This is a genomic window from Micromonospora sp. DT233 (assembly GCF_049841815.1).
Taxonomy (GTDB): Bacteria; Actinomycetota; Actinomycetes; order Mycobacteriales; family Micromonosporaceae; genus Micromonospora.
The window spans coordinates 563,711-586,902 of the sequence record NZ_JBNCLB010000001.1 but is presented as its reverse complement, the minus strand read 5'-3'; the positions used below and the strand labels follow the sequence as shown (position 1 = coordinate 586,902).

The 23,192-nt window shown below is 73.0% G+C and carries 29 protein-coding genes; 16 read left to right on the top strand and 13 right to left on the bottom strand.

Going from position 1 to position 23,192, the window contains the following annotated elements:
• Positions 1 to 80: 80 nt before the first annotated feature.
• The 4 genes from ACLQ2V_RS02850 (at position 81) to ACLQ2V_RS02835 (ending at position 3,422) form a co-directional block, all read left to right on the top strand.
• Positions 81 to 587, top strand: a complete 507-nt coding sequence (locus ACLQ2V_RS02850; protein WP_425716733.1) for a DUF402 domain-containing protein — start codon at positions 81 to 83, stop codon at positions 585 to 587.
• An 85-nt stretch (positions 588 to 672) separates the two neighbouring features.
• Complete coding sequence (locus ACLQ2V_RS02845) at positions 673 to 1,629, top strand: PPK2 family polyphosphate kinase (RefSeq protein ID WP_425716732.1); 957 nt, start codon at positions 673 to 675, stop codon at positions 1,627 to 1,629.
• Positions 1,630 to 1,783: 154 nt separating this feature from the next.
• Positions 1,784 to 2,410 carry a DUF47 domain-containing protein gene (locus ACLQ2V_RS02840; RefSeq protein WP_425716731.1) on the top strand — a complete coding sequence of 209 codons (627 nt, stop codon included), beginning with the start codon at positions 1,784 to 1,786 and terminating at the stop codon, positions 2,408 to 2,410.
• A 4-nt stretch (positions 2,411 to 2,414) separates the two neighbouring features.
• A complete protein-coding gene (locus tag ACLQ2V_RS02835) occupies positions 2,415 to 3,422 on the top strand; it encodes an anion permease (RefSeq protein ID WP_425716730.1) in 1,008 nt (335 codons plus the stop codon).
• Between the two features lie 50 nt (positions 3,423 to 3,472).
• Here the strand turns inward: ACLQ2V_RS02835 and ACLQ2V_RS02830 are convergent, their stop codons facing one another.
• Positions 3,473 to 4,441 carry a Gfo/Idh/MocA family protein gene (locus ACLQ2V_RS02830; protein WP_425716729.1) on the bottom strand — a complete coding sequence of 323 codons (969 nt, stop codon included), beginning with the start codon at positions 4,439 to 4,441 and terminating at the stop codon, positions 3,473 to 3,475.
• A 76-nt stretch (positions 4,442 to 4,517) separates the two neighbouring features.
• Between ACLQ2V_RS02830 and ACLQ2V_RS02825 the strand changes: the two genes are divergently transcribed.
• Together ACLQ2V_RS02825 and ACLQ2V_RS02820 are read left to right on the top strand one after the other, a co-directional pair.
• Positions 4,518 to 5,351, top strand: coding sequence for an NUDIX hydrolase (locus ACLQ2V_RS02825; RefSeq protein WP_425716728.1), 834 nt, complete (start codon positions 4,518 to 4,520; stop codon positions 5,349 to 5,351).
• A gap of 88 nt (positions 5,352 to 5,439) precedes the next feature.
• Positions 5,440 to 5,898 (top strand): hypothetical protein, encoded by a 459-nt coding sequence (locus ACLQ2V_RS02820; RefSeq protein ID WP_425716727.1) that lies wholly within the window; start codon positions 5,440 to 5,442, stop codon positions 5,896 to 5,898.
• Between the two features lie 4 nt (positions 5,899 to 5,902).
• Here the strand turns inward: ACLQ2V_RS02820 and pstB are convergent, their stop codons facing one another.
• The 7 genes from pstB to ACLQ2V_RS02785 all read right to left on the bottom strand — a co-directional run bounded on the left by pstB (position 5,903) and on the right by ACLQ2V_RS02785 (position 13,050).
• Entirely contained in the window at positions 5,903 to 6,679 is a 777-nt protein-coding gene (gene pstB / locus ACLQ2V_RS02815) for a phosphate ABC transporter ATP-binding protein PstB (protein WP_425716726.1), read from the bottom strand.
• A 20-nt stretch (positions 6,680 to 6,699) separates the two neighbouring features.
• On the bottom strand, positions 6,700 to 7,788 hold the full coding sequence (gene pstA, locus ACLQ2V_RS02810) for a phosphate ABC transporter permease PstA (protein ID WP_425716725.1): 1,089 nt from the start codon (positions 7,786 to 7,788) through the stop codon (positions 6,700 to 6,702).
• Positions 7,785 to 8,930, bottom strand: coding sequence for a phosphate ABC transporter permease subunit PstC (pstC, locus tag ACLQ2V_RS02805; protein ID WP_425716724.1), 1,146 nt, complete (start codon positions 8,928 to 8,930; stop codon positions 7,785 to 7,787). The genes pstA and pstC overlap by 4 nt, the downstream gene beginning before the upstream one ends.
• Positions 8,931 to 8,975: 45 nt before the next feature.
• Positions 8,976 to 10,079 carry a phosphate ABC transporter substrate-binding protein PstS gene (gene pstS / locus ACLQ2V_RS02800; protein ID WP_425716723.1) on the bottom strand — a complete coding sequence of 368 codons (1,104 nt, stop codon included), beginning with the start codon at positions 10,077 to 10,079 and terminating at the stop codon, positions 8,976 to 8,978.
• Between the two features lie 166 nt (positions 10,080 to 10,245).
• On the bottom strand, positions 10,246 to 11,172 hold the full coding sequence (mshD, locus tag ACLQ2V_RS02795) for a mycothiol synthase (protein ID WP_425716722.1): 927 nt from the start codon (positions 11,170 to 11,172) through the stop codon (positions 10,246 to 10,248).
• 27 nt (positions 11,173 to 11,199) lie between these two features.
• Positions 11,200 to 12,075 carry a polysaccharide deacetylase family protein gene (locus ACLQ2V_RS02790; protein WP_425716721.1) on the bottom strand — a complete coding sequence of 292 codons (876 nt, stop codon included), beginning with the start codon at positions 12,073 to 12,075 and terminating at the stop codon, positions 11,200 to 11,202.
• Between the two features lie 216 nt (positions 12,076 to 12,291).
• Entirely contained in the window at positions 12,292 to 13,050 is a 759-nt protein-coding gene (locus ACLQ2V_RS02785) for a winged helix-turn-helix transcriptional regulator (RefSeq protein ID WP_425716993.1), read from the bottom strand.
• Between the two features lie 207 nt (positions 13,051 to 13,257).
• On the opposite strand from ACLQ2V_RS02785, the gene ACLQ2V_RS02780 reads away from it, so the two are divergent.
• The 5 genes from ACLQ2V_RS02780 to ACLQ2V_RS02760 all read left to right on the top strand — a co-directional run bounded on the left by ACLQ2V_RS02780 (position 13,258) and on the right by ACLQ2V_RS02760 (position 16,829).
• On the top strand, positions 13,258 to 14,310 hold the full coding sequence (locus ACLQ2V_RS02780; protein ID WP_425716720.1) for a hypothetical protein: 1,053 nt from the start codon (positions 13,258 to 13,260) through the stop codon (positions 14,308 to 14,310).
• A 148-nt stretch (positions 14,311 to 14,458) separates the two neighbouring features.
• Positions 14,459 to 15,247, top strand: coding sequence for a DUF2993 domain-containing protein (locus ACLQ2V_RS02775; RefSeq protein ID WP_425716719.1), 789 nt, complete (start codon positions 14,459 to 14,461; stop codon positions 15,245 to 15,247).
• 124 nt (positions 15,248 to 15,371) lie between these two features.
• Positions 15,372 to 15,449 (top strand): Ms5788A family Cys-rich leader peptide, encoded by a 78-nt coding sequence (locus ACLQ2V_RS02770; RefSeq protein WP_425716992.1) that lies wholly within the window; start codon positions 15,372 to 15,374, stop codon positions 15,447 to 15,449.
• A 207-nt stretch (positions 15,450 to 15,656) separates the two neighbouring features.
• Positions 15,657 to 16,505, top strand: a complete 849-nt coding sequence (locus tag ACLQ2V_RS02765) for a sulfurtransferase (RefSeq protein ID WP_425716718.1) — start codon at positions 15,657 to 15,659, stop codon at positions 16,503 to 16,505.
• A gap of 3 nt (positions 16,506 to 16,508) precedes the next feature.
• Positions 16,509 to 16,829 (top strand): DUF1416 domain-containing protein, encoded by a 321-nt coding sequence (locus ACLQ2V_RS02760; protein WP_425716717.1) that lies wholly within the window; start codon positions 16,509 to 16,511, stop codon positions 16,827 to 16,829.
• Between the two features lie 149 nt (positions 16,830 to 16,978).
• Here the strand turns inward: ACLQ2V_RS02760 and ACLQ2V_RS02755 are convergent, their stop codons facing one another.
• Positions 16,979 to 17,236, bottom strand: coding sequence for a hypothetical protein (locus tag ACLQ2V_RS02755; protein ID WP_425716716.1), 258 nt, complete (start codon positions 17,234 to 17,236; stop codon positions 16,979 to 16,981).
• Between the two features lie 333 nt (positions 17,237 to 17,569).
• Between ACLQ2V_RS02755 and ACLQ2V_RS02750 the strand changes: the two genes are divergently transcribed.
• The 4 genes from ACLQ2V_RS02750 to ACLQ2V_RS02735 all read left to right on the top strand — a co-directional run bounded on the left by ACLQ2V_RS02750 (position 17,570) and on the right by ACLQ2V_RS02735 (position 20,101).
• On the top strand, positions 17,570 to 17,809 hold the full coding sequence (locus tag ACLQ2V_RS02750; protein WP_425716715.1) for a winged helix-turn-helix domain-containing protein: 240 nt from the start codon (positions 17,570 to 17,572) through the stop codon (positions 17,807 to 17,809).
• Between the two features lie 131 nt (positions 17,810 to 17,940).
• Positions 17,941 to 18,474: a SigE family RNA polymerase sigma factor gene (locus tag ACLQ2V_RS02745; RefSeq protein ID WP_425716714.1), complete on the top strand. Its 534-nt coding sequence runs from the start codon at positions 17,941 to 17,943 to the stop codon at positions 18,472 to 18,474.
• Positions 18,475 to 18,522: 48 nt separating this feature from the next.
• Positions 18,523 to 19,191: a hypothetical protein gene (locus tag ACLQ2V_RS02740; RefSeq protein WP_425716713.1), complete on the top strand. Its 669-nt coding sequence runs from the start codon at positions 18,523 to 18,525 to the stop codon at positions 19,189 to 19,191.
• Positions 19,192 to 19,258: 67 nt separating this feature from the next.
• On the top strand, positions 19,259 to 20,101 hold the full coding sequence (locus ACLQ2V_RS02735) for a hypothetical protein (protein ID WP_425716712.1): 843 nt from the start codon (positions 19,259 to 19,261) through the stop codon (positions 20,099 to 20,101).
• Between the two features lie 19 nt (positions 20,102 to 20,120).
• Here ACLQ2V_RS02735 and ACLQ2V_RS02730 read toward each other — a convergent pair whose 3' ends face one another.
• The 4 genes from ACLQ2V_RS02730 to ACLQ2V_RS02715 all read right to left on the bottom strand — a co-directional run bounded on the left by ACLQ2V_RS02730 (position 20,121) and on the right by ACLQ2V_RS02715 (position 23,033).
• Positions 20,121 to 20,711 carry a TetR family transcriptional regulator gene (locus ACLQ2V_RS02730; protein ID WP_425716711.1) on the bottom strand — a complete coding sequence of 197 codons (591 nt, stop codon included), beginning with the start codon at positions 20,709 to 20,711 and terminating at the stop codon, positions 20,121 to 20,123.
• Positions 20,712 to 20,732: 21 nt separating this feature from the next.
• Entirely contained in the window at positions 20,733 to 21,416 is a 684-nt protein-coding gene (locus ACLQ2V_RS02725; protein WP_425716710.1) for an ABC transporter ATP-binding protein, read from the bottom strand.
• Entirely contained in the window at positions 21,413 to 22,537 is a 1,125-nt protein-coding gene (locus tag ACLQ2V_RS02720; protein WP_425716709.1) for an ABC transporter permease, read from the bottom strand. The genes ACLQ2V_RS02725 and ACLQ2V_RS02720 overlap by 4 nt, the downstream gene beginning before the upstream one ends.
• Before the next feature lie 133 nt (positions 22,538 to 22,670).
• Positions 22,671 to 23,033, bottom strand: coding sequence for a DsrE family protein (locus ACLQ2V_RS02715; RefSeq protein WP_425716708.1), 363 nt, complete (start codon positions 23,031 to 23,033; stop codon positions 22,671 to 22,673).
• A gap of 23 nt (positions 23,034 to 23,056) precedes the next feature.
• Here ACLQ2V_RS02715 and mtfM point away from each other — a divergent pair, with 23 nt between their 5' ends.
• Positions 23,057 to 23,161, top strand: coding sequence for a small membrane protein MtfM (gene mtfM / locus ACLQ2V_RS02710; RefSeq protein ID WP_036376929.1), 105 nt, complete (start codon positions 23,057 to 23,059; stop codon positions 23,159 to 23,161).
• The last annotated feature ends 31 nt before the right edge of the window (positions 23,162 to 23,192 follow it).

Below are 23,192 nucleotides of genomic sequence, written 5' to 3'. Positions count from 1 at the left end.
TCACGCTACGGATTGCCCCGGGGCCGGTCCCGTTACCTCCGTCACGCGCGAAATGGGCCGTATCGACTAGGGTGCGATTCATGCCGAGCGACGTGGTCCGCGTGATCTACCGCAAGTACGACGGCAGCGCGCACCGCGACTATCCGTCCCGCCGCCTGGCCACCGACGACCTCGGCGTCTGGCTGGGCGTGCCGGTCGGCACCGAGTCGATCTACCACGGGCAGCCCTCGGTGGAGCGGATCCCCTTCGTGCTGCTGGTGCCGCATCACGCCTGGTGGACGGGGATGTTCAACCCGCCGCCGCGCACCAGCGAGGTCTACTGCGACATCACCACCCCGGCCCGGTGGGAGGGCGACGACACGGTCCACCTGATCGACCTGGACCTGGACGTGGTGCGCCGCCGGGGCACCGGGCTGGTGGAGCTGCGCGACGAGGACGAGTTCGCCGAGCACCGGCAGCGCTTCCGCTACCCCGACGACCTGGTCGTCGAGGCCGAGGCGGCGTCCCGGCGGCTGCTGGTCGCGCTCGGCGACGGCACCGAGCCGTTCGCCACGGCGTACCGGAAGTGGCTGGCGCTGGTGGTCTGAGGCCGACGCCACCCCTGGCGGTGACGGCCGTCCCGGTCTGCGGGCTCGCCGGGCGGGCGCGGGCGGCGTGGGTGATGATCCGTTCATGGACGCGTCGGATGGGATGCAGGTCGTGCCGCCGGAGGGCGGCGCGGTGCGGGAGTTGCTGCGGGTGGGCGGCGGCGTGGTGGAGCTGGGGGCGGTCGATCCCCGCTCCACGCCGGGGCTGCCGGCCGTGGCGGGGCGGGGCAGCGCACGCAAGGCGTGGGCGCGTCAGCAGGTCGAGCTGATCGGCGCGGGCCTGGGGCGGCAGCAGGAGATGCTCTTCGCCGGCGCGCAGGCCGCGACCGGGCCGCAGGCCCCGACGAGCGCCCCGACCAGCGGCGGTACGGAGCTGGGGCGGGGCCGGCCGCAGCGGGTGCTGCTGGTGCTCCAGGCGATGGACTGCGGCGGCAAGGACGGCACGATCAAGCGGGTGGCCGGCGCGATGAACCCGCTCGGCCTGCACATCCGCTCGTTCGGGCCGCCGACGCGGCAGGAGCGGCGGCACGACTTCCTGTGGCGGATCCGGCGGGAGGTCCCCCCGCCGGGGTACGTCGGGATCTTCAACCGCTCGCACTACGAGGACGTGTTGATCGCCCGGGTGGAGTCGCTGGTGCCCGAGGCCACCTGGCGGACCCGGTACGACAAGATCAACGCCTTCGAGCGGGAGCTGACCGACGCCGGGGTGCGGCTGGTCAAGGTGATGTTGCACATCTCGCACGCCGAGCAGGGCGAGCGGCTGCTGGAGCGGCTGACCGACCCGACCAAGTACTGGAAGTACAACCCGAGCGACCTGGACTCCCGGGCCCGCTGGGACGACTACCAGGCCGCGTACGCGGAGGCGCTGAGCCGGTGCGGCACGGACGCCGCGCCCTGGCACGTGGTGCCCGCGGACCGGAAGTGGTACCGCGACTGGGCGGTGGCCCACCTGCTCCGCGAGACGTTCGACGAGCTGGATCTCGGGTATCCGCCGGCGGGCTTCGACGTGGCGGCGGAGCGTGGGCGGTTGTGCGGCGATTGACCGGAGCAAGGTGAACGGCAGGTGAACGACGAGTAAATGGCGGCTGGCCGAGGGTGGGCCGACGAATTCGTGGTTCCGGCGTTTCCTAGCATTCCCACTGCGGGCATCCCTGGGGCGTCCGCCGCCCTTCCACCGACACGACGAGGTCCAGGCTGTGAAGTTTTCCTTCCGCCCCACCGAGGGCGCCTTCTACGAGCTCTTCACCAGGGCCGCGCAGAACCTGGTGCGGGGCACCGATCTGCTGAACGAGCTGGCCCTGCCCGGCGTGGACGTGCAGTCGGTCAGCGAGCGGCTGACCGAGGTGGAGCACGACAGCGACCAGATCACCCACGACCTCTACAAGAAGATCAACTCGACCTTCATCACCCCGTTCGACCGCGAGGACATCTACCGCCTGGGCTCCCTGCTCGACGACGTGATGGACCACCTGGAGGCCGTGGGGAACCTGCTCTACCTGTACGGCCTGACCAAGCTGCCGTCGCTGCCGCGCGAGCTGCACGAGCTGGTCAACGTGCTGGACCTGCAGGCGAAGCTGACCGCCGAGGCGATGCCCCGGCTGAAGTCGATGAAGGATCTCGAGGACTACTGGATCGAGTGCAACCGGCTGGAGAACGAGGGCGACCAGGCGTACCGGATGCTGCTGGTGCGCCTCTTCTCCGGCGAGTACGACGCCCTGACGGTGCTCAAGCTCAAGGAGGTCGCCGACGAGCTGGAGGCGGCCTGCGACGCCTTCGAGCACGTGGCGAACACCGTCGAGACCATCGCGGTCAAGGAGTCCTGATCCTGTGAGTCCGGAACTCATCGCCGTGCTGGCGGTGATCGCGGCGGCCCTGGTGTTCGACTACACCAACGGCTTCCACGACGCCGCCAACGCGATCGCGACCAGCATCTCCACCCGCGCCCTGACACCCCGGATCGCGCTCGGCCTCGCCGCTATCGGCAACTTCGTCGGCGCGCACTTCGGCGCCGGCGTCGCCAAGACCGTGGGCGAAGGTCTGGTCACCCTCCCCACCGGCATCGAGAGCCTGGGGGTGGTCTTCGCCGGGGTGCTCGGCGCGATCGCATGGAACATGGTCACCTGGTACTTCGGCCTGCCGTCGTCGTCGTCGCACGCGCTCTTCGGCGGCCTGGTCGGGGCGACCCTGCTGGCCACCGGCGGGGTGGTGCAGTGGGTCACCATCGGCGAGAAGGTCCTGCTGCCGATGGTGATCTCGCCGATCATCGGCCTGACCCTCGGCTACGTGCTGATGCTGGCGCTGCTCTGGGCCTTCCGCAACGGGCACCCGGGCAAGCTCAACCGGGGCTTCCGCTGGGCGCAGACCGCCTCGGCGGCGGCCATGTCCGTCGGCCACGGCATGCAGGACGCCGCGAAGACCATGGGCATCGTGGTCCTCGCCCTCTACACCGGTGGCTTCCAGGAGAGCACCAGCCACATCCCCGGCTGGGTGTTCTGGACGTCGGCGGCGATGCTGGCGGCCGGCACGTACACCGGCGGTTGGCGGATCATCCGGACCCTGGGCCGCAAGATCATCGACCTGGGCCCGCCGGAGGGCTTCGCCGCCGAGACCGTGGCCAGCGCGGTGCTCTACTTCAACGCCCTGGTGCTCAAGGCCCCGATCTCCACCACCCACACGATCACCTCGGCGATCATGGGGGTGGGGGCGACGAAACGGCTCTCGGCGGTGCGCTGGAACGTCGCCGGCAACATCGTGATCGCCTGGGTCATCACGTTCCCGGCGGCGGCGCTGATCGCCTGCCTCACCTACCTGCTGGTCCGCCCGATCTTCGGCTGACCGACCGACGCGGTGCGTGCGGAGGGCCCCCGGCCGGGGGCCCTCCGCATTCACTTGTAGTGCACGCCGATCTGGTCGCGGATCGTGTCGAGCAGCGCCATCACCTCCAGGGTGGTGGCATGCGGGACCAGCGGGCTCTCGGTCAGCCCCTCGGCGAGGCAACGCTGCACCTCGGCCGCCTCGTACTGGTATCCGCCGCCGGTCAGGTCGGCGGGGATCGTCTCCGGCTCCGCCCCGGCCCGGTGCAGGGTCGCCGAGGGCGGCCGGAGGAACGGCGCGGGGAGGTCGATCCGGCCGGCGGTGCCGGTGATCGAGGCGACCACCGGGGTGGCCCCGACGATCCCGCAGCTCAGCGTCGCCACCGCCCCAGAGTCGTAGCCGAACAGCAGGCCGGTGTTCTCGTCCACCCCCTCCGGGCCGATCTTCGCCCAGGCCCGGACCTGCTGCGGCACCCCGAGCAGCAGGTGGGCCAGGCTGATCGGGTAGATGCCCAGGTCGAGCAGTGCGCCCCCGCCGAGCGCGCGGGCCCGCATCCGGCTCTCCGGCGCGAACGGCCCGGCCAGCCCGAAGTCGGCCTGCACGGTGGTGACCTGCCCGATCGCCCCGTCGGCGACCAGCTCGACGAGCCGCCGGATCAGCGGGTTCGTCCGCATCCACATGGCCTCCATCAGGAGGACCCCCCGGGCGCGGGCCGTCTCGACCAGCTCGGTGCTGTCGGCCAGGTCGAGGGTGAACGGCTTCTCCACCAGCACCGCCCGGCCGGCGGCCAGGCAGGTCATGGTCGCCTCGTGGTGCGCGACGTGCGGCGTGGCCACGTAGATCGCGTCCAGCTCGTCGTCGGCGGCCAGCTCCGCCCAGGAGCCGTACGCCCGCTGTGCGCCGTGCCGCTCGGCGAAGAGCTGCGCGGCCTGCGGCGTCCGCGAGCCGACCGCGACCAGTTCGGCCCCCGGCACCAGCCGCAGGTCCTCGGCGAAGCGACCGGCGATGTGCCCGGTGGCGAGAATTCCCCAACGCGTCATGCGCCCACGCTAGCCGCCGCCGCTGCGCTCCCGACGCCCCCGGGAGCCGGCGTCCCACCGCCGCTAGGCTCGACGCATGACGATCGATGGTTCCGGTTTCGCCGCCCCACCGGCCCTGGTCGAGCACGCCCGCCGGTTCCGCGCCGAGGGCGGCACGCCGGCCCGGCCCCGGGTCGCGGCCACCGTGCTGCTGCTCCGCCCGGCCGGCGTCGACTTCGAGGTGTACGTGATCCGCCGGGTCGCCGCGATGACCTTCGGCGGGGTGTACGCCTTCCCCGGCGGCGGGGTGGACCCGTCGGACTCGGCGGCCCACCTGGACTGGGCCGGCCCGCAGCCGGCGCAGTGGGCCGGGCGGCTCGGCGTCGGCCCGGACGCCGCGCAGGCGGTGGTCTGCGCTGCGGCCCGGGAGGTCTTCGAGGAGTCCGGGGTGCTGCTGGCCGGCCCGGACCCGGCGACCGTGGTGGGCGACGTCAGCGGCGACGACTGGGAGGCCGCTCGGCAGGACCTGGAGGCCCGCCGCCGGGGCTTTGCCGCCCTGCTGGCCGAGCGCTCGCTCACCCTCCGGTCGGACCTGCTGCTGCCGTGGAGCCGGTGGATCACCCCGGAGTTCGAGCCGCGCCGCTTCGACACGTACTTCTTCGTGGCCCTGCTGCCGCCGGGGCAGCGGACCCGGGACGTCTCGGGGGAGGCCGACCACACGATGTGGGTCCGCCCGGCGGACGCCCTGGCCCGCGCGGCGGCCGGCGAGCTGACCATGCTGCCGCCGACCCAGGTCACGCTGGCCCAGGTGGCCGCCGCCGGCGACCTGGCGGGGGTGGCCCGCGCCGCCGCCACCCGCGACGCCGCCACCCCGGTCGCCCCGCGCCTGGAACTGCCGCCCGACGGCGAGCCCCGCTTCGTGCTCGACTGACCGCCCGATGCCCCGAGCGCCCTTGACCTGAAGGCGGCTTCAACTCCTACCGTGGGCGTGCCGGTCCGGCAACGAGCAGGGGAGCCCAATGGACATCAAGGAGTACGCCCGGGAGGATCTCGCCGCCCAGCCCATCGGCTGGTGGAGCGGGGAGACCTACCGCCGGGTGGTGGGTGCGATCCGGGCGGAACTGGCCGTCGAGCAGCTCACCCAGCCGCACTGGTGGACGCTCAACCACGTGGCCGGCGACCCCGGCAGATGGAGCCGGGCGACGCTCGCCGAGCGGCTGACGCCGTACGACGACCGCGACACCGACTTCGGCGGGGTCTTCGACGACCTGATCGGGCGCGGCTGGATGACCGAGGAGGCCGGGGCGTTCACGCTCACCGAGGCGGGCGAGGCCGGCCGGCTGCGGGCCCGGGACCGCACGTCCCGGGTCAACGAGCGGGTGCACGCCGGCATCGCCCCCGACGAGTACGCCGTGGCGATCGACGTCCTACGCCGGGTGGTCGCCAACTTCGGCGGTAACGGCAACCTGCCCTCCTGACACCTCAGCCGAAGCGGCCGGAGATGTAGTCCTCGGTCTTCTGCTGCGCCGGGCTGCTGAAGATCTTCTGGGTGTCGTCGTGCTCGATGAGGCGGCCCGGGTCGCCGGTCCGCTCGATGGAGAAGAAGGCCGTGCGGTCGGAGACGCGGGCGGCCTGCTGCATGTTGTGCGTGACGATGATGATGGTGAACTCGTCCTTGAGCTGGGCGATCAGCTCCTCGATCGCCGCCGTGGAGATCGGGTCCAGCGCCGAGCAGGGCTCGTCCATCAGCACCACCTGCGGCTGCACCGCGATCGTCCGGGCGATGCAGAGCCGCTGCTGCTGGCCGCCGGAGAGGGCGGCGCCCGGCCGGCCGAGGCGGTCGCGCACCTCGTCCCAGAGGTTCGCCGAGCGCAGCGCCCGCTCGGCAGCCTCCTCCAGCACGGCCTTGCGCCGCACCCCGTTGAGCCGCAGGCCGGCCACCACGTTGTCGAAGATGCTCATGGTGGGGAACGGGTTCGGGCGTTGGAAGACCATGCCGATCATTCGGCGGACGGCGGTGACGTCCACGTCGCGGGCGTAGATGTCCTGCCCGTCGACGGTCAGCTCGCCCTCGACCCGGGCCCCCGGCAGCACCTCGTGCATCCGGTTGATCGACCGCAGGAACGTCGACTTGCCGCAGCCGGACGGGCCGATCAGGGCGGTCACCGTTCTCGGCTCGACGGTCAGGGTGATCTCCTCGATCGCCTTGACGGTGCCGTACCAGGCGGTCACGTCGGTGGCGTCGATGCGGGTGGCCATGGTTGTCGTACCTCCGGGGTTCATCGGCCGAGCCGGTTGCGGCGGGCCAGCAGCTTCGCCGCGACCGTCAGGATCAGCACCAGCGCGACCAGGGTCAGCGCCGCGGTCCAGGCCCGCGCCGGGGCGTATCGCGACGCGTCGCCGGCCTGCTGGTAGACGAAGAGGGCCAGCGAGGACTGGTTGTCGGCGAACGGGTTCATGTTGATCGCCGCGCCGCCGCCGGCGACGAGCAGCACCGGCGCGGTCTCGCCGGCCGCCCGCGCGACGGCGAGCATGACGCCGGTGACGATGCCGGGCAGCGCGGTCGGCAGCACCACCCGCAGGATGGTCTTCCACTTCGGCACCCCGAGGGCGTACGCCCCCTCGCGCAGCGGCGCGGGGACGAGTCGCAGCATCTCCTCGGTGGAGCGGACCACGGTGGGCAGCATCAGCACGCTCAGCGCCAGCGCGGCGGCGAAGCCGGAGAAGCCCGGCCGCCCGTCGTTGAAGACCGGCGAGACGACCAGCACCCAGAACGCCAGCACGAAGAGGCCGGCGACGATGGAGGGGATGCCGGTCATCACGTCGACGAAGAACCGGATCGCGGCGGCGAACCGACCCCGGCCGTACTCGACGACGTAGATCGCGCAGAGGACGCCAAGGGGGACGGTGATCAGGGCGGCGATCCCGACCTGCTGCAACGTCCCGACGATCGCGTGGTACGCCCCGCCGGCGGCGTCCCGGGCCCCGATGTTGTTCATCGAGGTGCCGAAGAAGTTGCCGTCGAGGCGCTCGACGCCCTTGCTGACCAGCGTCCAGACCACGGAGGTCAGGGGGAGCACGGCCAGCACGAAGGCCGAGTGGATGAGCGCGCTCCAGGCGCGGTCGCGTGCGGGGCGTCGCCCCTCGACGAGGGCGCTGGCCGCGACGAGGCCGACCAGGTGGAGCAGCGCGGCGACCACCACGACGAGCACCGGGCCGCCGACGCCCGTGCCGTACACGCCGGCGGTGGCGACCAGCACGGCCGCCAGGGCGATCGCGGGCGGGGCGTACCGGGTCAGGCGCCTCGCCCGCAGGGTGACCGGCTGGGCCGGGGGTGGGATGCGGTGGTTGACGACGATGGTGCTCATGCGGCCGACTCCGTGAACTTCCGGCGGCGGTGGATGATCGCCCGCGCGGTGATGTTGACGATCAGCGTGATGGCGAAGAGCACCAGGCCGGAGGCGATCAACGCTCCCCGACCGGTCGCGTTCGCCTCGCCGAACGTGTTGGCGATGTTGGCGGCGATGGTGTTGCCGCCGTTGGTGATCAGGTTGATCGAGACGCCGAAGGTGATGCCGAGCGTCATGGCCAGCGCGATGGTCTCGCCGAGGGCCCGGCCGAGGCCGAGCATCACCGCGGCGACGACTCCGGGGCGACCGTACGGAAGCACCGCGGTGCGGATCATCTCCCAGCGGGTCGCGCCGAGGGCGAGGGCCGCCTCTTCGTTGGCCGTCGGCGTCTGGCCGAAGACCTCGCGGGAGAGCGAGGTGATGATCGGCAGCACCATGATCGCCAGGACCAGCGAGCCGAGCATGACGGACTTGCCGAAGGGGCCGTCGCCGCCGAAGACCGGCAGCCAGCCGAAGTGCTGGTTCAGCCAGACGGAGAAGTCCCGGACCGGGGCGACGAGGACGTCGCGGCCCCAGAGCCCGAAGACCACGCTCGGCACGGCGGCCAGGAGGTCGATCAGAAAGCCCAGTGCGGTGCCGAGTCGGCGGGGCGCGTAGTGGGACAGGTAGAGCGCGATCCCCAACGCCACCGGCACGGCGACGAGCAGGGCGAGCGCGGAGCTGAGCACCGTGCCGAAGGCGAGCGCGCCGATGCCGAACTTTGGCGCGGCGTCATTGGGCGACCAGCCCTCGTAGGTCCAGAAGTTCGCCGTGTTGGCGCGCAGGGCGGGCACCGCCTTGGCGACCAGGAAGACCGCGATGGCGGCGATGATCACCAGGACGATGGTGCCGGCGGCCAGGGTCAGGCCACGGAAGGCGCGTTCGGCGTCGACGGCCCGCGCCCGGGGCAGGCCACCGCCGCCGCCGAGCCCGTCCCCGACGGGGGGCCGGGCGTCGATCCGGGGGCGGGTGCCGACCGGGGGACGGGTGCCGACCAGGGGGCGGATGTCGACCGGTGCCTCGGCCACTCGCGCCGAGACACCGGCGGGCCGCTCCTGGCCGGGTACCAGGAGGGCTCCGCCGGTGCCGGCGCCGGCCGAGCGGTGAAGGGTGTCAGCCATCTGCACGCTCGCTTCGGGTTGAGGGAGGTGGTGGTGCCGGATCGGTCAGGAGATGTTCCCGACCGCGGCCTCGACCTTGGCCCGCACCGAGTCCGGCAGCGGGGCGTAGCCCAGCTCGGTCAGCTCGGCCTGGCCCTGGCTGCTGGCCGCGTGGCCCAGCAGGCCCTTGACCAGCGGCAGCTTGTCGGCGGCGAGGCCCTTGCCGCAGACGATCTCGTAGGTGACCAGGACGATCGGGTACGCCCCGGCCTCCTTGGTGTCGTAGTCGATCGACATCTTCAGGTCGTCGCCCTGGCCCTCGATGGCGGCCCCGGCGATGGTCCTGCCCGCGTTGGCGGCCGTCAGCTCGGCGAACTCGCCCGCGCCGTTGCCGATCTTGGCCATCGGCAGGGCGGCGTTCTCGGCGAACGACCACTCCAGGTATCCGATCGAGCCGTCGGCGCCCTTGATCGAGCTGGCCACGCCGTCCGAGCCCTTCGCGCCGGTGCCGCCCGGGGCCTGCCACGCCTTGGCATTGGCGAAGGTCCAGTCCGCGCCCGCGGTCTTGGCCAGGAACCTGGTGAAGTTGTCGGTGGTGCCGGACTCGTCCGCGCGGTGCACCGTCTGGATGGTGGTCGACGGCAGCTTGGCGTCCGGGTTGTCGGCCTTGATCGCCGGGTCGTTCCACCTGTTGACCGCACCCGCGAAGATCTTCGCGAGGGTGGCCGGCTTGAGCTGGAGGTTCTCCACGCCGCTGACGTTGTAGGCGACGGCCACCGGGCCGATCACCATCGGCAGGTGGATCGCCTTGCCGCCGCCGATGCACCTGGCGTCGGCCTGGGGCTGCTCCTCGGGCTTGAGGGCCGAGTCGGAGCCGGCGAAGTCGGCGGTGCCGGCGATGAGCGCCTGGATGCCGGCGCCCGAGCCGGACGGCTCATAGTTGATCCTGCTGCCGGCGCACTTCTGCTGGTACGCCTTGATCCACTCGGCCATCGCGTTCTTCTGGGCCGAGGAGCCCTGCGCGTTCAGCGTACCGGTGGCGCAGTCGGCCGAGGCGGCCGAGGCGGCCGACCCGGCGGTGAGCTCGTCGTTGTCCGAGCCGCAGGCAGTGAGACCGAGCGCCGCAGTCAGCGCGAGGCAGGCGACGACGCCGTGCCGCTGGAGCTTCACCTGAGAGGTTTCCCTTCGCGTTCGCACGGGCCGCCCGACTGGGGCCCGTGGAGCCGGCCGGACCGGCTGACCTGAAAGCTAGGAGCGCCAGGTGGCCGGCCGGCCGGTCGGACGTGAACGCGAAATGAACAGCCGCCCCCGCGAAGATGACCAGCGGCTGAGAGGGTCAGCTCGAGCGGTAGTTGACGTGGGCGGACCAGAGGGCGAAGCCGGAGCGCTGGTAGAGGGCCACCGCAGCGGTGTTCGACTCGTCGACGTAGAGCATCACCCGGTCCAGCCCGCGCCGGTCGCGCAGGTACGCCAGGCCGGCCGCGGTGAGCGCCCGGCCCAGCCCGCCGCCGTGGGCGCCGGGGTCGACCCCGAGCACGTAGACCTCGCCGGTGCGGGCCGAGCCGGGCCGCTCGTGCACCTTGGTCCAGTGGAAGCCGAGCAGCCGCCCGGTGGCGGACTCGACGGCCAGCAGGAAACCGGCCGGGTCGAACCACGGCTCGGCGAGGCGTACCCGCAGGTCGGCCGCGGTCCAGCGGCCCTGTTCGGGGTGGCTGGCGAAGGCGCGGGCGTTGAGCGCCAGCCAGGCCTCGTCGTCGGTGCCAGGGACGAACGGGCGCAGCTCGACGCCGTCGGGCAGGCGCGGCGCGGCCGGCGGCGCGGTCAGCGGTCGGCGTAGCTGCCAGAGCACCCGGTCGCGGCCGAGCCCGAGGTCCACGGCGAGCGCGGCGGCCGAGGGGTGGTCGCCGTGCGCCCAGGCCCGCACCGGTCCGGCGGCGGCCTCGAGTACGCCCCGAGCCAGCGCCCGGCCGACGCCCCGCCGCCGGTGGGCGGGGTGGACGGCCAGCTCCACGCCGATCCCGGTGGCCGGGTCGGTGGTGTCGAGGTGGGCGTACCCGGTCAGCGTCCCGTCCGGCGCGCGGGCGCTCAGGTGGATCGCCGGGGCCTGCGGGTCGCGCAGCCGCAGCAGCGTGTGCTCGTCGAACGGGTCGGCCCCGTCGGCGTTGCCGGCCGCGCCGGCCAGGGCCAGCACGTCGGTCACCTGGGCCGGCGTCAGCCGGTCGCTGCGGGTGACCCGGTCGCTCGTCGGCTCGGCGTTGTTCACCTGACCAACCGTAGCGGTCCGCGCCGGTCAGGTGGTGCCGGTGGTGGGCAGGGCCTCCAGCCGGAACCGGGCGGTCAGGTCCGGCAGGATCCGGTGCAGCGAGTCCACGGTGCCCTGCCGGTCGCCGCCCGCGTCGTGCAGCAGCACGACGGAGCCCGACCGCACCCCGGCGGAGACGATGTCGGCGATCTGCGCGGCTCCCGGGAGCGTCCAGTCCGCCGGGTCGACGGTCCAGTGCAGCGGGGTCATGCCGAGGTCCTCGGCCGCCGACACCACCGGGTACGTCCACGCGCCGCCGGGCTGGCGGAAGTAGCTGATCGAGGCGGTGGGCACGGCGTCGCGGATCGCGGCGTTGGTGCGCAGCAGGTCGGCCCGGATCAGGTCCGGCGAGCGCTTGCCGAGCAGCACGTCGTGTTGCCAGGAGTGGTTGCACAGGGTGTGCCCGTCGGCGACGATCGCCTGGACCAGGTCCGGGTGGTCGCGGGCGTTCTCGCCGACCACGCAGAAGGTGGCCTTCACCCCGTACTGCCGCAGCAGCGCCAGGACCTGCGGGGTGTACTGCGGGTCCGGCCCGTCGTCGAAGGTGAGCGCCACCTCGGCCGACCCGGTGGTCGACCGGGCGCCGAAGAGGTCGGGCTCCGAGGGCTCGGTCTCGCCGGGCTGTTCGACGCCGCCGTCCGGGCCGGCGGTGGGTGACGCGGCGGTGTGGCCGCTGGGGGACGGCCCGGCGGACTCCGGCGGCTGGTCGGCGTAGTGCGGCTCGGCGGCGCTGGTGGAGGCCCCGGTGGCCCGGGGGGCCGGCTCGGTGACCATGCTCTGGCCGAGGGTGTACGCGGTGCCGAGCACCACGGCCACCCCGACCGTCGCGAGCGCGACGAAGCGCCCGTTCGCGGTGGCGCGCATCAGCCGACGCCGCCGCTCGGGCCGTGGGACCGGCCCCTCTTCGCCCCCGTGGTCATCGCCCGCACCGCCGCCCCCTTCACCGTCGACCCGGCAGTCAGAATAAGACCGGCGAGTGGGGCAAAAAGGGCAAATGGGAGATAGTCCGCAGGAGGGGGATCGGTCGCCCGCGCGGGCGACGACGGGCCGGGCCGGTGGGCTCGGACCGGGCCGGTCGGCTCAGACGGTGACGGAGGCGTGCTCGGCGCCGGGCAGCGACCGCGACGACGGCACGACGAACTTGTAGCCGACCTGGCGCACCGTGCCGATCATCGACTCGTACTCCGAGCCGAGCTTGGCCCGCAGCCGCCGCACGTGCACGTCCACCGTCCGGGTCCCGCCGAAGTAGTCGTAACCCCAGACCTCGCGCAGCAACTGGTCGCGGGTGAAGACCCGGCCCGGGTGCTGGGCCAGGAACTTCAACAGCTCGAACTCCTTGTACGTCAGGTCGAGCGGCCGGCCCTTGAGCTTCGCGGCGTACGTGTCCGGGTCGATGTTCAGCTCGCCGGCCCGGATCGAGCCGCCGGCCCCGGCCGTGGAGGCGCTCAGCCGGCCGACCGCCAGCCGCAGCCGGGCCTCGACCTCGGCCGGACCGGCGCTGGCCAGGATGACGTCGTCGATGCCCCAGTCGGCGTTCAACGCGATCAACCCGGCCTCGGTGACCACGGCGATCAGCGGCACCCCGAGCCCGGTGGCGTGCAGCATCCGGCAGGTGGCCCGCGCCTCGCTCAGCTCCGACCGGGCGTCCACCAGCACCGCGTCCGGGCTGGGCCCGGCGACCAGGGTGCGCACGTCACGTGGCGCGGTACGCACCGGGTGCGGCAGCAGGTCGAGCGCCGGCAGCACCTCCGATGGTTCGCCTGCCCGTGCGGTCACCAGCAGCAGGATCTCCACACGATCACCTCCGTCCCGGCGGCCTCGGCCGCATGAGACCAGCATCACCCCCGGTGCGGGAGGACGCTGAGAACTTGCCTGGGTCCCGGCGTCGGTGGCGGGCGGGTAACGGCCTGAGCCTAACGGTTCGCCCAGGCCGTACCTCAAGGTCGTCTCCGAATTTGTCTGCCTTGCCCCTGATCGCACCCCAGGTTTTAACCTTGCCGAAACGGTGGCCGACGCGCCGACGCTTTCGTCTGGCACGATCGGGACGTGTATCCCCCGACCTCCTCCCAAGCCGGCCGGGACCCGTGGGTCGACGACGACGTCCCGCCAGGTCCGGCCGGTCGTGCGCAACCACCGGCCCCGCGCACCGGCCCGGACGTCGACGACGACCCGCCGGCCCGGCGGGGCCGCCCCCGCCGGCTGCGCCGCAGCGGCGCCCCGGCCCGGCGGCCCGACGACGAGGTCGACGACGAGGTCGACGAGGAGGAGTTCGAGCCGGTCGAGGTGCGCCGCCCGATCTCCCTCACCGCCGCCGGCTTCGCCGCGCTGCTCGGCGTCGGCCTGGTGCTCGGCGCGCAGACCGCCGGGCCGGGGCACCGGCTGCCGTTCGCGATCGTCGTCTTCGGCGTGCAACTGCTCTTCGTGCTGGCCTGGACGATGGCCACCCGCCCGCCCGCGCTGCTGCTGGTCGCCCTGGTCGGCGCGGCGGTGGCCGGCGCGGCCGACACCGCCGCCGTGCAGTCCGACGCCGCCGGTCTCGCCCCGCTGGGATACCTGGCCGGCGCGGGCTTCGTCGTCGGGGTGCTCGGGCAACTCGTCCGCCGCGTCGACCGGGTCCGGGTCACCGACTCGCTCGGCACCACCCTGCTGATCATGGTCGGCGTGGTCGCGTTCACCACGCTCGTCACACTCAGCCGGATCCCGGCCGGCACCCAGGCGATCACCGTCTGCCTGACCGCCGCCGGCGTCGCGCTGACCGTCGCCCGACTCACCGACGCGGTGCTGCCCTGGCCCCGGCTCGCGCCGCAGGTGCCCCGGGGCGCGGCGGGTGTGGTGATCGGCGCGATGGTCGGCACCCTGGCCAGCGCCGTGCTGGGCAGCTTCCTGGTGGGCTTCACCCCGACCAGCGGCGCGATGATCGGCCTGGTCACGGCGGCCACCGCCGTGCTGGCCGACCTCGCCGTCGGCTACGCCGAGGCGGGCCGGCTGATGGCCGGCGAGCTGCCGACGATGTGGGTCGCCCGGCACATGCAGGGCCCGCTCGGCGGGTTCGCCGTGGCCGCCCCGGCGGCGTACGCGATGACCGTCGTCTTTCTCTGACCGGCGGCCGGTCCGCTCACCCGGCGGCCCGGCGGCCGGCGGTTGAGTCTTCCGTCAGCCGGGTACTGTGCGGTGCGTCGCAGGGCGGCAACGGCACCGCCGAGGCCCGGCAAGCCCGGAGCACCGGCCAGGACAGAAGGAGGCGGGCGTGGCGGAGGCCTACCCGACGCACGAGGAGCGCCCCCGGCGGCGCGGGCGCAAGGTGCTCGTCACGCTGCTGGTCCTGCTGGTGATCCTGGGCGGGCTGCTGGTGGCCGCCGACCGGATCGCCGCCGGCGTCGCCGAGCGGGCCATCGCCGACCAGGTCCGCAAGGAGCTCACCAAGCAGGACGCCCGGTCGTCGGACCCGAAGGTGCAGGTCAGCGGCGTCCCCTTCCTGACCCAGGTGCTCGACGGCAAGTACGAGCGCATCTCCATCAAGCTCACCGACGTGCAGGGCTCGGTGAACGGCGACGCGGTCACCCTGCCGGCGCTCGACATCGACGCCCGCAACGTGCGCGCCTCCCTGGACACCCTGCGCACCCAGCAGGGCGACGTGACCGCCGAGACCGTCGACGGCACCGGCACCATCACGTACGACAGCCTGGCCAAGCTGCTCGACCGGCCCGGCCTGACCCTCGGCGAGCGGAACGGCGCGCTCACCGTCACCGCCCCGGTCGACATTCTCGGCCAGAAGCTGACCGTCAAGGGCACCGCCAAGGTCAGCGTCAGCAAGGACGGCAAGGTGTCGTTGCGCTTCAACGACCTCGACGCCGAGGGGCTGCCGAACCTTCCGCTGGCCCGCCTGGCGCTGAACAACTACGCCAAGGGCATCTCCGTCGACGTGCCGCTGCCGGAGCTGCCGTTCCAGCTCGCCGTGCGCGAGGTCCGGCCGCTGCCGCAGGGGCTCACCGTCACCGCCGCCGCGAAGGACGTCCCGATCAGCTCGGCCGGCTGAATCCCCTCCCGGCCGGCTGGGGTTCCCGGAGCCCCGGGCCCCGGGAACCCGGCCCGGGTAAGGGCATCCCGGATGCTGGTCGGAGCCCTGGCAGTCTGCGCGACGGCTGGTAGGCTCCCTGTTCATGGGGATGCACCTCACCAAACGGCGCGCGGTCGACCTGTGCCGCGTGGCCACCTGCCTGTGTCGTCCCGTCATCTGACGGCGGGGCTGTCCTCGGCCGCCTGACGGCGGCCACCGGCCACAGGGTGTGCTGACCCTCCGGTGTTTTTCCCCGATCGCCCGGCAGCGGCGCCGTCGCACGAACCCGTGATCCCGTCCTTCCCTCCGGGGCCCGCGCGTGGTGCGACAACTGGACGTCCCGATCCCCGCGCAGGCTCACCGTCCACCCTCACCAGGGAGTGATCTGATGAGTCGCGACACCGCACTCGTCTCGGCCGACTGGGCCGAGAAGAACATCGACGCCCCGGGCGTCGTCTTCGTCGAGGTCGACGAGGACACCTCGGCCTACGACACCGGCCACATCGCCGGCGCGATCAAGCTGGACTGGCGCACCGACCTGCAGGACCAGGTCCGGCGGGACTTCGTCAACAAGTCCCAGTTCGAGGCGCTGCTCTCCGAGCGGGGCGTCTCCAACGACGACGTCGTCGTCCTCTACGGCGGCAACAACAACTGGTTCGCCGCGTACGCGTACTGGTACTTCAAGCTCTACGGCCACCGCGAGGTCAAGCTGCTCGACGGCGGCCGCAAGAAGTGGGAGCTGGACGCCCGTCCGCTGGTCACCGACGCGGTCACCCGCCCCCGCACCCAGTACGTCGCGCAGGAGCCGGACACCTCGATCCGCGCCTTCCGCGACGAGGTCGTGGCCGCGATCGGCACCAAGAACCTGGTCGACGTGCGCAGCCCCGACGAGTTCGCGGGCCGGCTGCTCGCCCCCGCCCACCTGCCGCAGGAGCAGGCGCAGCGGGCCGGGCACATCCCGACCGCGATCAGCGTGCCGTGGTCGAAGGCGGCCAACGAGGACGGCACCTTCAAGTCCGACGACGAGCTGCGCAGGATCTACGCGGCGGCCGGGCTGGACGACGGCAAGGAGACGATCGCGTACTGCCGGATCGGCGAGCGCTCCTCGCACAGCTGGTTCGTCCTGCAGGAGCTGCTCGGCCACACCAACGTGAAGAACTACGACGGTTCCTGGACCGAGTACGGCTCGCTGGTCGGCGTGCCGGTCGCGCTCGGCGACGAGCCCGGGGAGGCCTGAGTCATGACGGCTTCCACCGCTGCCGGCTGCGCCGCCCCCGACCAGGCCGCCCCGCTGCCGGCGAGCCTGGACCTGGAGAAGGAAACCGTGATCACCGGCGTGGTCCGCTCCGCCGCCGGTGAGGTCGTCGCGGGCGCGTACGTGCGGCTGCTCGACTCGACCGGCGAGTTCACCGCCGAGGTGGTCACCTCCCCGGAGGGGCAGTTCCGCTTCTTCGCCGCCCCGGGCACCTGGACGCTGCGCGCACTGTCGCGGCACGGCAACGGCGACACCGCCGTCACCGCCACCCGGGGCATCAACGAGACCGCCGTAACGGTCGCCTGACCCACCACACGCCGGGGCCCTGCCGATCCTCGGCAGGGCCCCGCGGTGTGTGCGGCGGGTGCGGGCGCCCGGAGATCTTGGAAGATTCCGGCCCCTGGAGGGGCCATTTGCTTCCAAGATCTCGGCGCGGGCGAGCCCCGCCGGCAGGGTCAGCGCCTCAGGTTGTGGGTGCAGGTGCCCGAATGGCTGGGGCGCAGCAGGCAGCGTCGGCGGTGGGGCAGCGGCCGGTCGCAGAACACCTGATGCTGTTCGACCAGGTCACCCTCGGCGGAGACCGTCGTCTCGCCGACCTGTAGTTGCGGCAGGAACCCCAGCGAGCGGGTCAGCGCGCGGGCCAGGACGTGCGCGGCGGTCAGGTCCGCCGCCAGGACCGTCAGGTGTACGACGAACCGCTCCGACTCCCTCATCGCCACGCCCCTGCGGCGAACGGGTGGGTCCGTGCGGCGACCCCGTGCAGGACGTTGCGGCGTAGACATCGGAACGGATTGCGCACGGTCGGTCCGCCTTCCCGAGGTGCCCCTTTCCGGGGTGGTCGCTGGGGTCGGGGCGGGCCGTCCTGCCGGGTGCGGCCCGCCCCGACGGGGGGAGTGAGCGCTACTCGTTGCCACGCGAGGAGCCTCGTTCGCCAACTTATGCGCGGATGGCGCAGGTGTCAATTGACGTGCCGGGCGTGTCGGACGCCTTGCTTGTCGAGGGCAAGGGCTGCGTGATCAAATCGGAGTTGCCACGCGAGGAGCGCCATGCCAGCTATGCCCGATTACCTGCGAATCTCGAACGCGATAATGTCCGACGTCCGGAGCGGACGACTCAAAGCGGGCGAGAAGCTCCCGTCGATTGCCCAACTGTGCGAGCAGCACGAGGTTGGGGCGTCGACCATTCGTCAGGTCTACATCCGGCTTGAGGCTCTCGAAGTGATCCACCGCCACCAGGGCAAGGGCGTCTTCGTCACCGACCCGGACACCTGGATGCGCAAGCCCTAGGTGTAGTACGAGATCGGGTGAGCCGTCACCCCGCCGGTCCGGCGCGGAGCCGACGTGAAAATGCTCGCCGGCCGCCGTCAACCCCTTCTCCCCGGGACCCGTCAGTGGGTTGTAGGGGACAAGGAGGCAACGTGACAAGCGAACGAGACGAGCAGTTCGGGCAGTACGTGCTGGACCGGCGTGCGGAGTTGGTCAGGACGGCCAGGCTGATCACCGGCGGCGACCACCATCTGGCCGAGGATCTGGTCCAGACGACGCTGACGAAGCTCTACGTCAAGTGGCCGGCGTTTCGCCGGGCCGGCAATCCGGGCGGCTACGCGTACCGAATCATGGTCAACGCGCTGACCGACGAGCGGCGCCGCCCGTGGTGGCGGCGGGAACGCTCCACCGCCTCGCTGCCCGACATCCCGCAGGCCGAGCCTGGGTTGGACCGGGAGGGCGTCGACGAGCTGATGACCGCGCTCAGGGGGTTGCCGCCGAGGATGCGGGCCACCCTGGTGTTCCGGTACTTCCACGGCCTGGACGTGGCCGAGACCGCCGGCGCGCTGGGTTGCAGCGAGAGCTCGGTGAAGACGCAGACGGCGCGGGGGCTGCAACGGCTGCGCGAAGGCATGGAGGCGACCTCCGGCCCGATGGGCTACCTGCCCGGCAACGTCCATCCCTGACTTACCGCCCCGTCCAGCGTCGGCACACCCACACCCGAGGAGAAGGCCATGAACACCGACCTGCACGACCGTTTCACCGACCTCGCCGGCCCGTCCGCCGCGCCGTCCGCCGCGACGCTCAGCGCGGACCTGGAGCGCGGGCGTCGGGCCCTGCGCCGGCACCGCTTCGCCCAGGTCGGCGGGGCCGGGCTGCTGGCCGCCGCCCTGGCCGCCGTGCTCATCGTGCCCGGCGTACGCACCGACGGCGTCTCGCCGGACATCGCCGGACCGCCGGCCGCCACCGGGACGCAGGCCGGCGGGGCGAGCCAAATGTCCCCGGTCAGGCTGGTGGCCTACACCGGCGAGCAGCCGGTCGGATTCGTCGTCGACGAGGTGCCGGAGGGCTGGGAGGTCCAGGGCTCGGACGAGTCCGCCTTCATGCTCGCCCCGAAGGGCATCGCCGACCAGGACCCCGACTCGTTCGTCGGCAAGATCGGCATCGTCCTGCAGAGGAGGATGCCGGACGTGCCGACGAAGAAGGTGACCGTCAACGGCGAGCCGGCGCTGCTGGCCACGATGGCCGGCAACGACCGACCCGGCACCCTCTTCATCGCGCAGCCCTCCGGCGCGTACCTCGTGATCCAGGTGTGGAAGACCCTCAACTGGGGTGCGAGCGAGATCGTGCGGTTCGCCGAGGGCGTACACGTCGGGAAGGACGCCCGCCCGACGGTGAGCTGACCCTCGGCGTCGCCATGCCCTCGGGCGCGCCGGGGGGCATGGCGACACCGCGTGGCACGATGGCCCGGTGAGTGGTGCTGCCCCGGCGGGATACGCCCCGCCGACCGACCCCCCAGAGCCGACGCCCGCCCGCCGCCGGCCCCGCTGGCTGCTCGCGGCGACCGTGGCCTGGGCGCTCCTGCTCGGCGTACTGACCTGGGTGTCGGTCCGCGATGACGAGCCGACGGTCCGCGAGCAGCGCACCCTGGCCCAGGCCGGTCCGGTGGTCGACCGGGCGGTCGGCGAGCTGGTCGCGGCGGCCGGCGACCGGGTCGTCGCGCTGCAACCGGACCGGATCACGCGCGGCTGCCGGGTGACCCCGCTGCTCGACGGCGCGACCCTGGAGCGCGGCGTGGAGGTCCTGGACCCGGCCGCCGAGCCGGGCGCGCTGCTCACCGAGATCGCCGACCGGCTCCCGGCGGGCTGGCTGGCCGAGACCTGGTCCGACGACGACGGGCCCCGGTTGCGCGCCGACGCCGGGGAGTTCGTGCTGGTGCAGGGGCGACCGGCCGGCGACGGCCGGATCCGGTTGACCGCCCGCACCGGGTGCCGCCCGATCGGCGACGGCTACCGCCCACCCGCCGCGCAGCCCGGCCCGGAGGCGGACGCCCTGGCCGCCGCCCTGCGCACGCTCGGCCAGCCGACCACCCAGCCGGTGCAGCGGGTCGCCGCGCCGTGCCCCGGCACCGACCGCCAGGCGCGCACCGCCCGCCTCACCCTCGACACCGCCCCGGCGCAGCCACCCCGCGCGCTGGCCCCGGCCGGCACCGTCCGCCTGGAAACCCCCGAGGTGTACGCCTACCGTCAGGGGGCGGTCACCGTGGCCCTGTCCGGCTCCGACCTGATCGCCGCCACGGGCTGCCTCGCCTGAACCCGGTGGGCGTGTTCGCCTACGGCGTGTCCCCCCGGCCCAGCAGGAACGGGCCGAGCAGCTCGTTGACCCGTTCCTGCGTGGCCGTCAGGTCGGCCCCCGCCTCGATCATGCGGCTGGCGGTGTAGACCACCGAGCCGATCAGCCCCGCCGTGCTGGTCGGGTCCGGCAGGCCCAGCTCGGCCAGGGCGGCGACCAGTGGGCTGCTCATCTGGTCGTGCATCTGCCGGGCGCTGGCGTTGACCTCCTCGCCCGGCACCGATTCGATCAGGGCGGTGGCGAGCGCGTGCTCGCCCTCGGCGACGAGGCTGAGGTTCGCCGCGGCGTACGCCAGCACCCGCTCGCCCGGACCGCCGGCCGCGGCCATCGCCTCGGTCACCCGTCGGGACCAGTTCGGCAGCACCTCCCGCACCAGCTCCAGCAGCAGGGCGTCGCTGGAGCGGAAGTACTCGTACACCGAGGAGCGGGCGAGCTGCGCGCGGGCCGCCACCGCCGCCAGGGTCGGCGGGTGGCGGGGGTCCTCGGCCAGCAGTGCGCGGGCGGCGTCGAGGAGGGCCCGGCGCCGCTCGGCCCGGTGCTGGGCAACGGTCGGCGCGTTGATGCGTGGCATGGGCCCTCCCCCTCGCGGCGGTCAGGCGTGGGACAGCCGCCCGTCAATCATCTCAACCACCCGGTCGCAGTGTTCCAGCACGTCCTGGTCGTGGGTCACCATGATGGTGGCGACCTGCGACTGCTTCGTCTCCTGGGCCAGCAGTTGCACCACCTCGTGGCTGCGCGCCCGGTCCAACGCGGCCGTCGGCTCGTCCACCAGCAGCAGCGACGGGTGTCCCACGAGGGCGCGGGCGATGCCGACGCGCTGGCGCTCGCCGCCGGAGAGCTGGTGGGGACGCCGGTCGGCCCGGTGCGCCATCCCCACGTCGGCGAGGAGCTGGGCCGGGTCGCGGGAGTCGCTGCGCCGTCGGCTGAGGTCGGTGACCAGCCGGAGCTGGTCCAGGGCGGTGAGTGCCGGCAGCAGGTTGCCGCTCTGGAACACGAAGCCGATGTGGTCCCGGCGGTACGCCGCCCGGGCCCGCTCGTTCATCGCGGTGACGTCGTTCCCGTCGATCGTGACCGTGCCCTCGTCGGGGGTGGTCAGCGCCCCGGCGACCGCCAGGAGGCTGGACTTGCCCGCGCCGGAGGGGCCGACGACGGCGACCAGCTCACCCGGCCGGACCGTCAGGTCGACGCCGTCCAGGGCGGTGACCGTGGTGTCGCCGTCCCCGAGGCGCATGGTCACCCCGGACAGGACGACCCCGGTGCGTTCGGTGGTGCTCATCGCTGTCCTCCCAGGGCGGCGAGCGGGTCGATGGCGGCGACGCGGACGATGGCCGCGCAGGCGCCGAGGAGGCCGAGCAGGACCAGCAGCGCGCCGGCGAGGGCGACGGCGGGCGTTTCGAGGGCGAACGGCACGCCGCTGCCCCCCATCAGGCCGCCGAGGGCGACCCCGACGGCCACCCCCGCGGCGATCGAGGCCACGAGGACGACGAGCGCCTGTGCCAGGCCGTCGCGCAGCAGGTACGCCTTGGCGGCGCCCATGGCGCGCAGCACCGCCAGCTCGTGCTTGCGACTGATCGTCCAGACCGTGAAGAACGCGCCGACGACCAGCGCCGAGATGGCGTACAGGAAGACCTGGATGAGCAGCAGGGTCGAGGTCTCGGCGGTGTAGCCCGGCGACGCGCCGTACGACTCGCGCTTGGTGATGGTGGTCGTGCCGGCGGCGGCGTCCCCGGCGGTGAGGTCCACGGCGTCGTTCGCCCGGATGGCGACCGCGGTGGCCTGCTCGGCCGCCTTCGGGGGGAGCTCCTGGCCGGGACCGACCCCGGCATGCAGGCGCTGCCAGGCCGCCAACGGCAGGTATGCCACGTCGACGTGGCCGAAGGTGTGCTGGTCGGCGGTGGCGCCCACGACCTTGAGCGTGGTGCCGATCCGATCGATGGTGACCGTGTCGCCGACCCGCAGGCCGGCGTCGACGGCGGTCCGGGAGACGACGATGCCGTCGGGTGCGCCCAGGCCACTGCCCTCGTCGGGCTGCGGGGCCAGGAAGGAGCCGGGCTCGACGCCGAAGAGGGCGAGATCGACCGGCAGGCCCCGGTCGCTGCGGGCGTTGACGAGCATGTTGCCGAAGGGCGCGGCCTCCCGTACGCCGGGCTGCTCACGCCACCGGGCGACCTGCTGGCTGTCCACCACGCTGCGGGAGAAGGCCGAGTCGACCTTGGTGCCGCCGTCGAAGGCGAAGGCGGTCACGGGCAGCCGTTGCAGCCCGGACACGCCGTCGTTGACCAGGCCGGACGACAGCCCGGAGAGCAGCACCATGAGTACCGCGATGAGGGCGACCACGCTGCCCATCAGCGTGAATCGCCAGCGCGCGAAGCGAAGTTCGCGCAGCGCCAGGAACATGTTGTCCTCCTCGGGAAGCCCCGTTTACCGACATGCTGTCGGCAAGATTACCGACACGTTGTCGGCAAACGGGTGGAGGTGAGGAAGGTAACGCCGCCAAGCGGCCTCGCGCAGGTGCCGGTCGGGCGGTGGATCAGTAGACGAGCGCCTGCGCGCCCTCGGCCATCGCCTCTTCGACGAAGACCGCCGCGCCTGCGACCCGTACCCCCGGGAGGGTGTCGCCGGGGCCGATGCCCCGGCGGGCGGCGCACTGGGTGCAGAGGGTGACCCGGCCGGTGGTCAGGATCACGTGCAGCAGTTCGGCCAGCGGGGCGGAGTGCGGCAGCTCGAACTCCTGCGCCCGGCCGGGCAGCGCGAACCAGGCGGACTCGCCGGTCAGCCAGAGGGAGACGTCGACGCCGGCGGCGACCGCGGTGGCGGCGACGGTGAAGGCCTGCGCGCACCGCTCGGGCGCGTCCGCGCCGGCGGTGACCTTGACGACCAGAGTGCGGGCCATGACGCCAGCATAAGATGGCCCGGATGGTTACCGAGATCGGGTTCGTCAGCCTGCTCGTCGCCGGCCTGGGCGCGCTCGCCGGTGGCCTGGTCTACCTAGCTGTACGCATGTCGAGAGGACGCTGGTGAGCGCGAGGAGTGAGCCGGGTCTGCGAGCCCC

Bases quoted from the DNA above. Each gene is read 5' to 3' on its own strand.
- mtfM (WP_036376929.1), top strand. From the start codon at position 23,057: ATGGTTACCGAGATCGGGTTCGTCAGCCTGCTCGTCGCCGGCCTGGGC.
- ACLQ2V_RS02770 (WP_425716992.1), top strand. From the start codon at position 15,372: ATGGGGATGCACCTCACCAAACGGCGCGCGGTCGACCTGTGCCGCGTG.
- ACLQ2V_RS02830 (WP_425716729.1), bottom strand. From the start codon at position 4,441: ATGACGCGTTGGGGAATTCTCGCCACCGGGCACATCGCCGGTCGCTTC.
- ACLQ2V_RS02725 (WP_425716710.1), bottom strand. From the start codon at position 21,416: ATGAGCACCACCGAACGCACCGGGGTCGTCCTGTCCGGGGTGACCATG.
- ACLQ2V_RS02730 (WP_425716711.1), bottom strand. From the start codon at position 20,711: ATGCCACGCATCAACGCGCCGACCGTTGCCCAGCACCGGGCCGAGCGG.
- pstC (WP_425716724.1), bottom strand. From the start codon at position 8,930: ATGGCTGACACCCTTCACCGCTCGGCCGGCGCCGGCACCGGCGGAGCC.
- pstA (WP_425716725.1), bottom strand. From the start codon at position 7,788: ATGAGCACCATCGTCGTCAACCACCGCATCCCACCCCCGGCCCAGCCG.
- ACLQ2V_RS02755 (WP_425716716.1), bottom strand. From the start codon at position 17,236: ATGAGGGAGTCGGAGCGGTTCGTCGTACACCTGACGGTCCTGGCGGCG.
- ACLQ2V_RS02720 (WP_425716709.1), bottom strand. From the start codon at position 22,537: ATGTTCCTGGCGCTGCGCGAACTTCGCTTCGCGCGCTGGCGATTCACG.
- pstB (WP_425716726.1), bottom strand. From the start codon at position 6,679: ATGGCCACCCGCATCGACGCCACCGACGTGACCGCCTGGTACGGCACC.
- ACLQ2V_RS02765 (WP_425716718.1), top strand. From the start codon at position 15,657: ATGAGTCGCGACACCGCACTCGTCTCGGCCGACTGGGCCGAGAAGAAC.
- ACLQ2V_RS02825 (WP_425716728.1), top strand. From the start codon at position 4,518: ATGACGATCGATGGTTCCGGTTTCGCCGCCCCACCGGCCCTGGTCGAG.
- ACLQ2V_RS02820 (WP_425716727.1), top strand. From the start codon at position 5,440: ATGGACATCAAGGAGTACGCCCGGGAGGATCTCGCCGCCCAGCCCATC.
- ACLQ2V_RS02845 (WP_425716732.1), top strand. From the start codon at position 673: ATGGACGCGTCGGATGGGATGCAGGTCGTGCCGCCGGAGGGCGGCGCG.
- ACLQ2V_RS02790 (WP_425716721.1), bottom strand. From the start codon at position 12,075: ATGCGCGCCACCGCGAACGGGCGCTTCGTCGCGCTCGCGACGGTCGGG.
- ACLQ2V_RS02850 (WP_425716733.1), top strand. From the start codon at position 81: ATGCCGAGCGACGTGGTCCGCGTGATCTACCGCAAGTACGACGGCAGC.
- ACLQ2V_RS02715 (WP_425716708.1), bottom strand. From the start codon at position 23,033: ATGGCCCGCACTCTGGTCGTCAAGGTCACCGCCGGCGCGGACGCGCCC.
- ACLQ2V_RS02750 (WP_425716715.1), top strand. From the start codon at position 17,570: ATGCCAGCTATGCCCGATTACCTGCGAATCTCGAACGCGATAATGTCC.
- ACLQ2V_RS02740 (WP_425716713.1), top strand. From the start codon at position 18,523: ATGAACACCGACCTGCACGACCGTTTCACCGACCTCGCCGGCCCGTCC.
- ACLQ2V_RS02785 (WP_425716993.1), bottom strand. From the start codon at position 13,050: ATGCTGGTCTCATGCGGCCGAGGCCGCCGGGACGGAGGTGATCGTGTG.
- ACLQ2V_RS02760 (WP_425716717.1), top strand. From the start codon at position 16,509: ATGACGGCTTCCACCGCTGCCGGCTGCGCCGCCCCCGACCAGGCCGCC.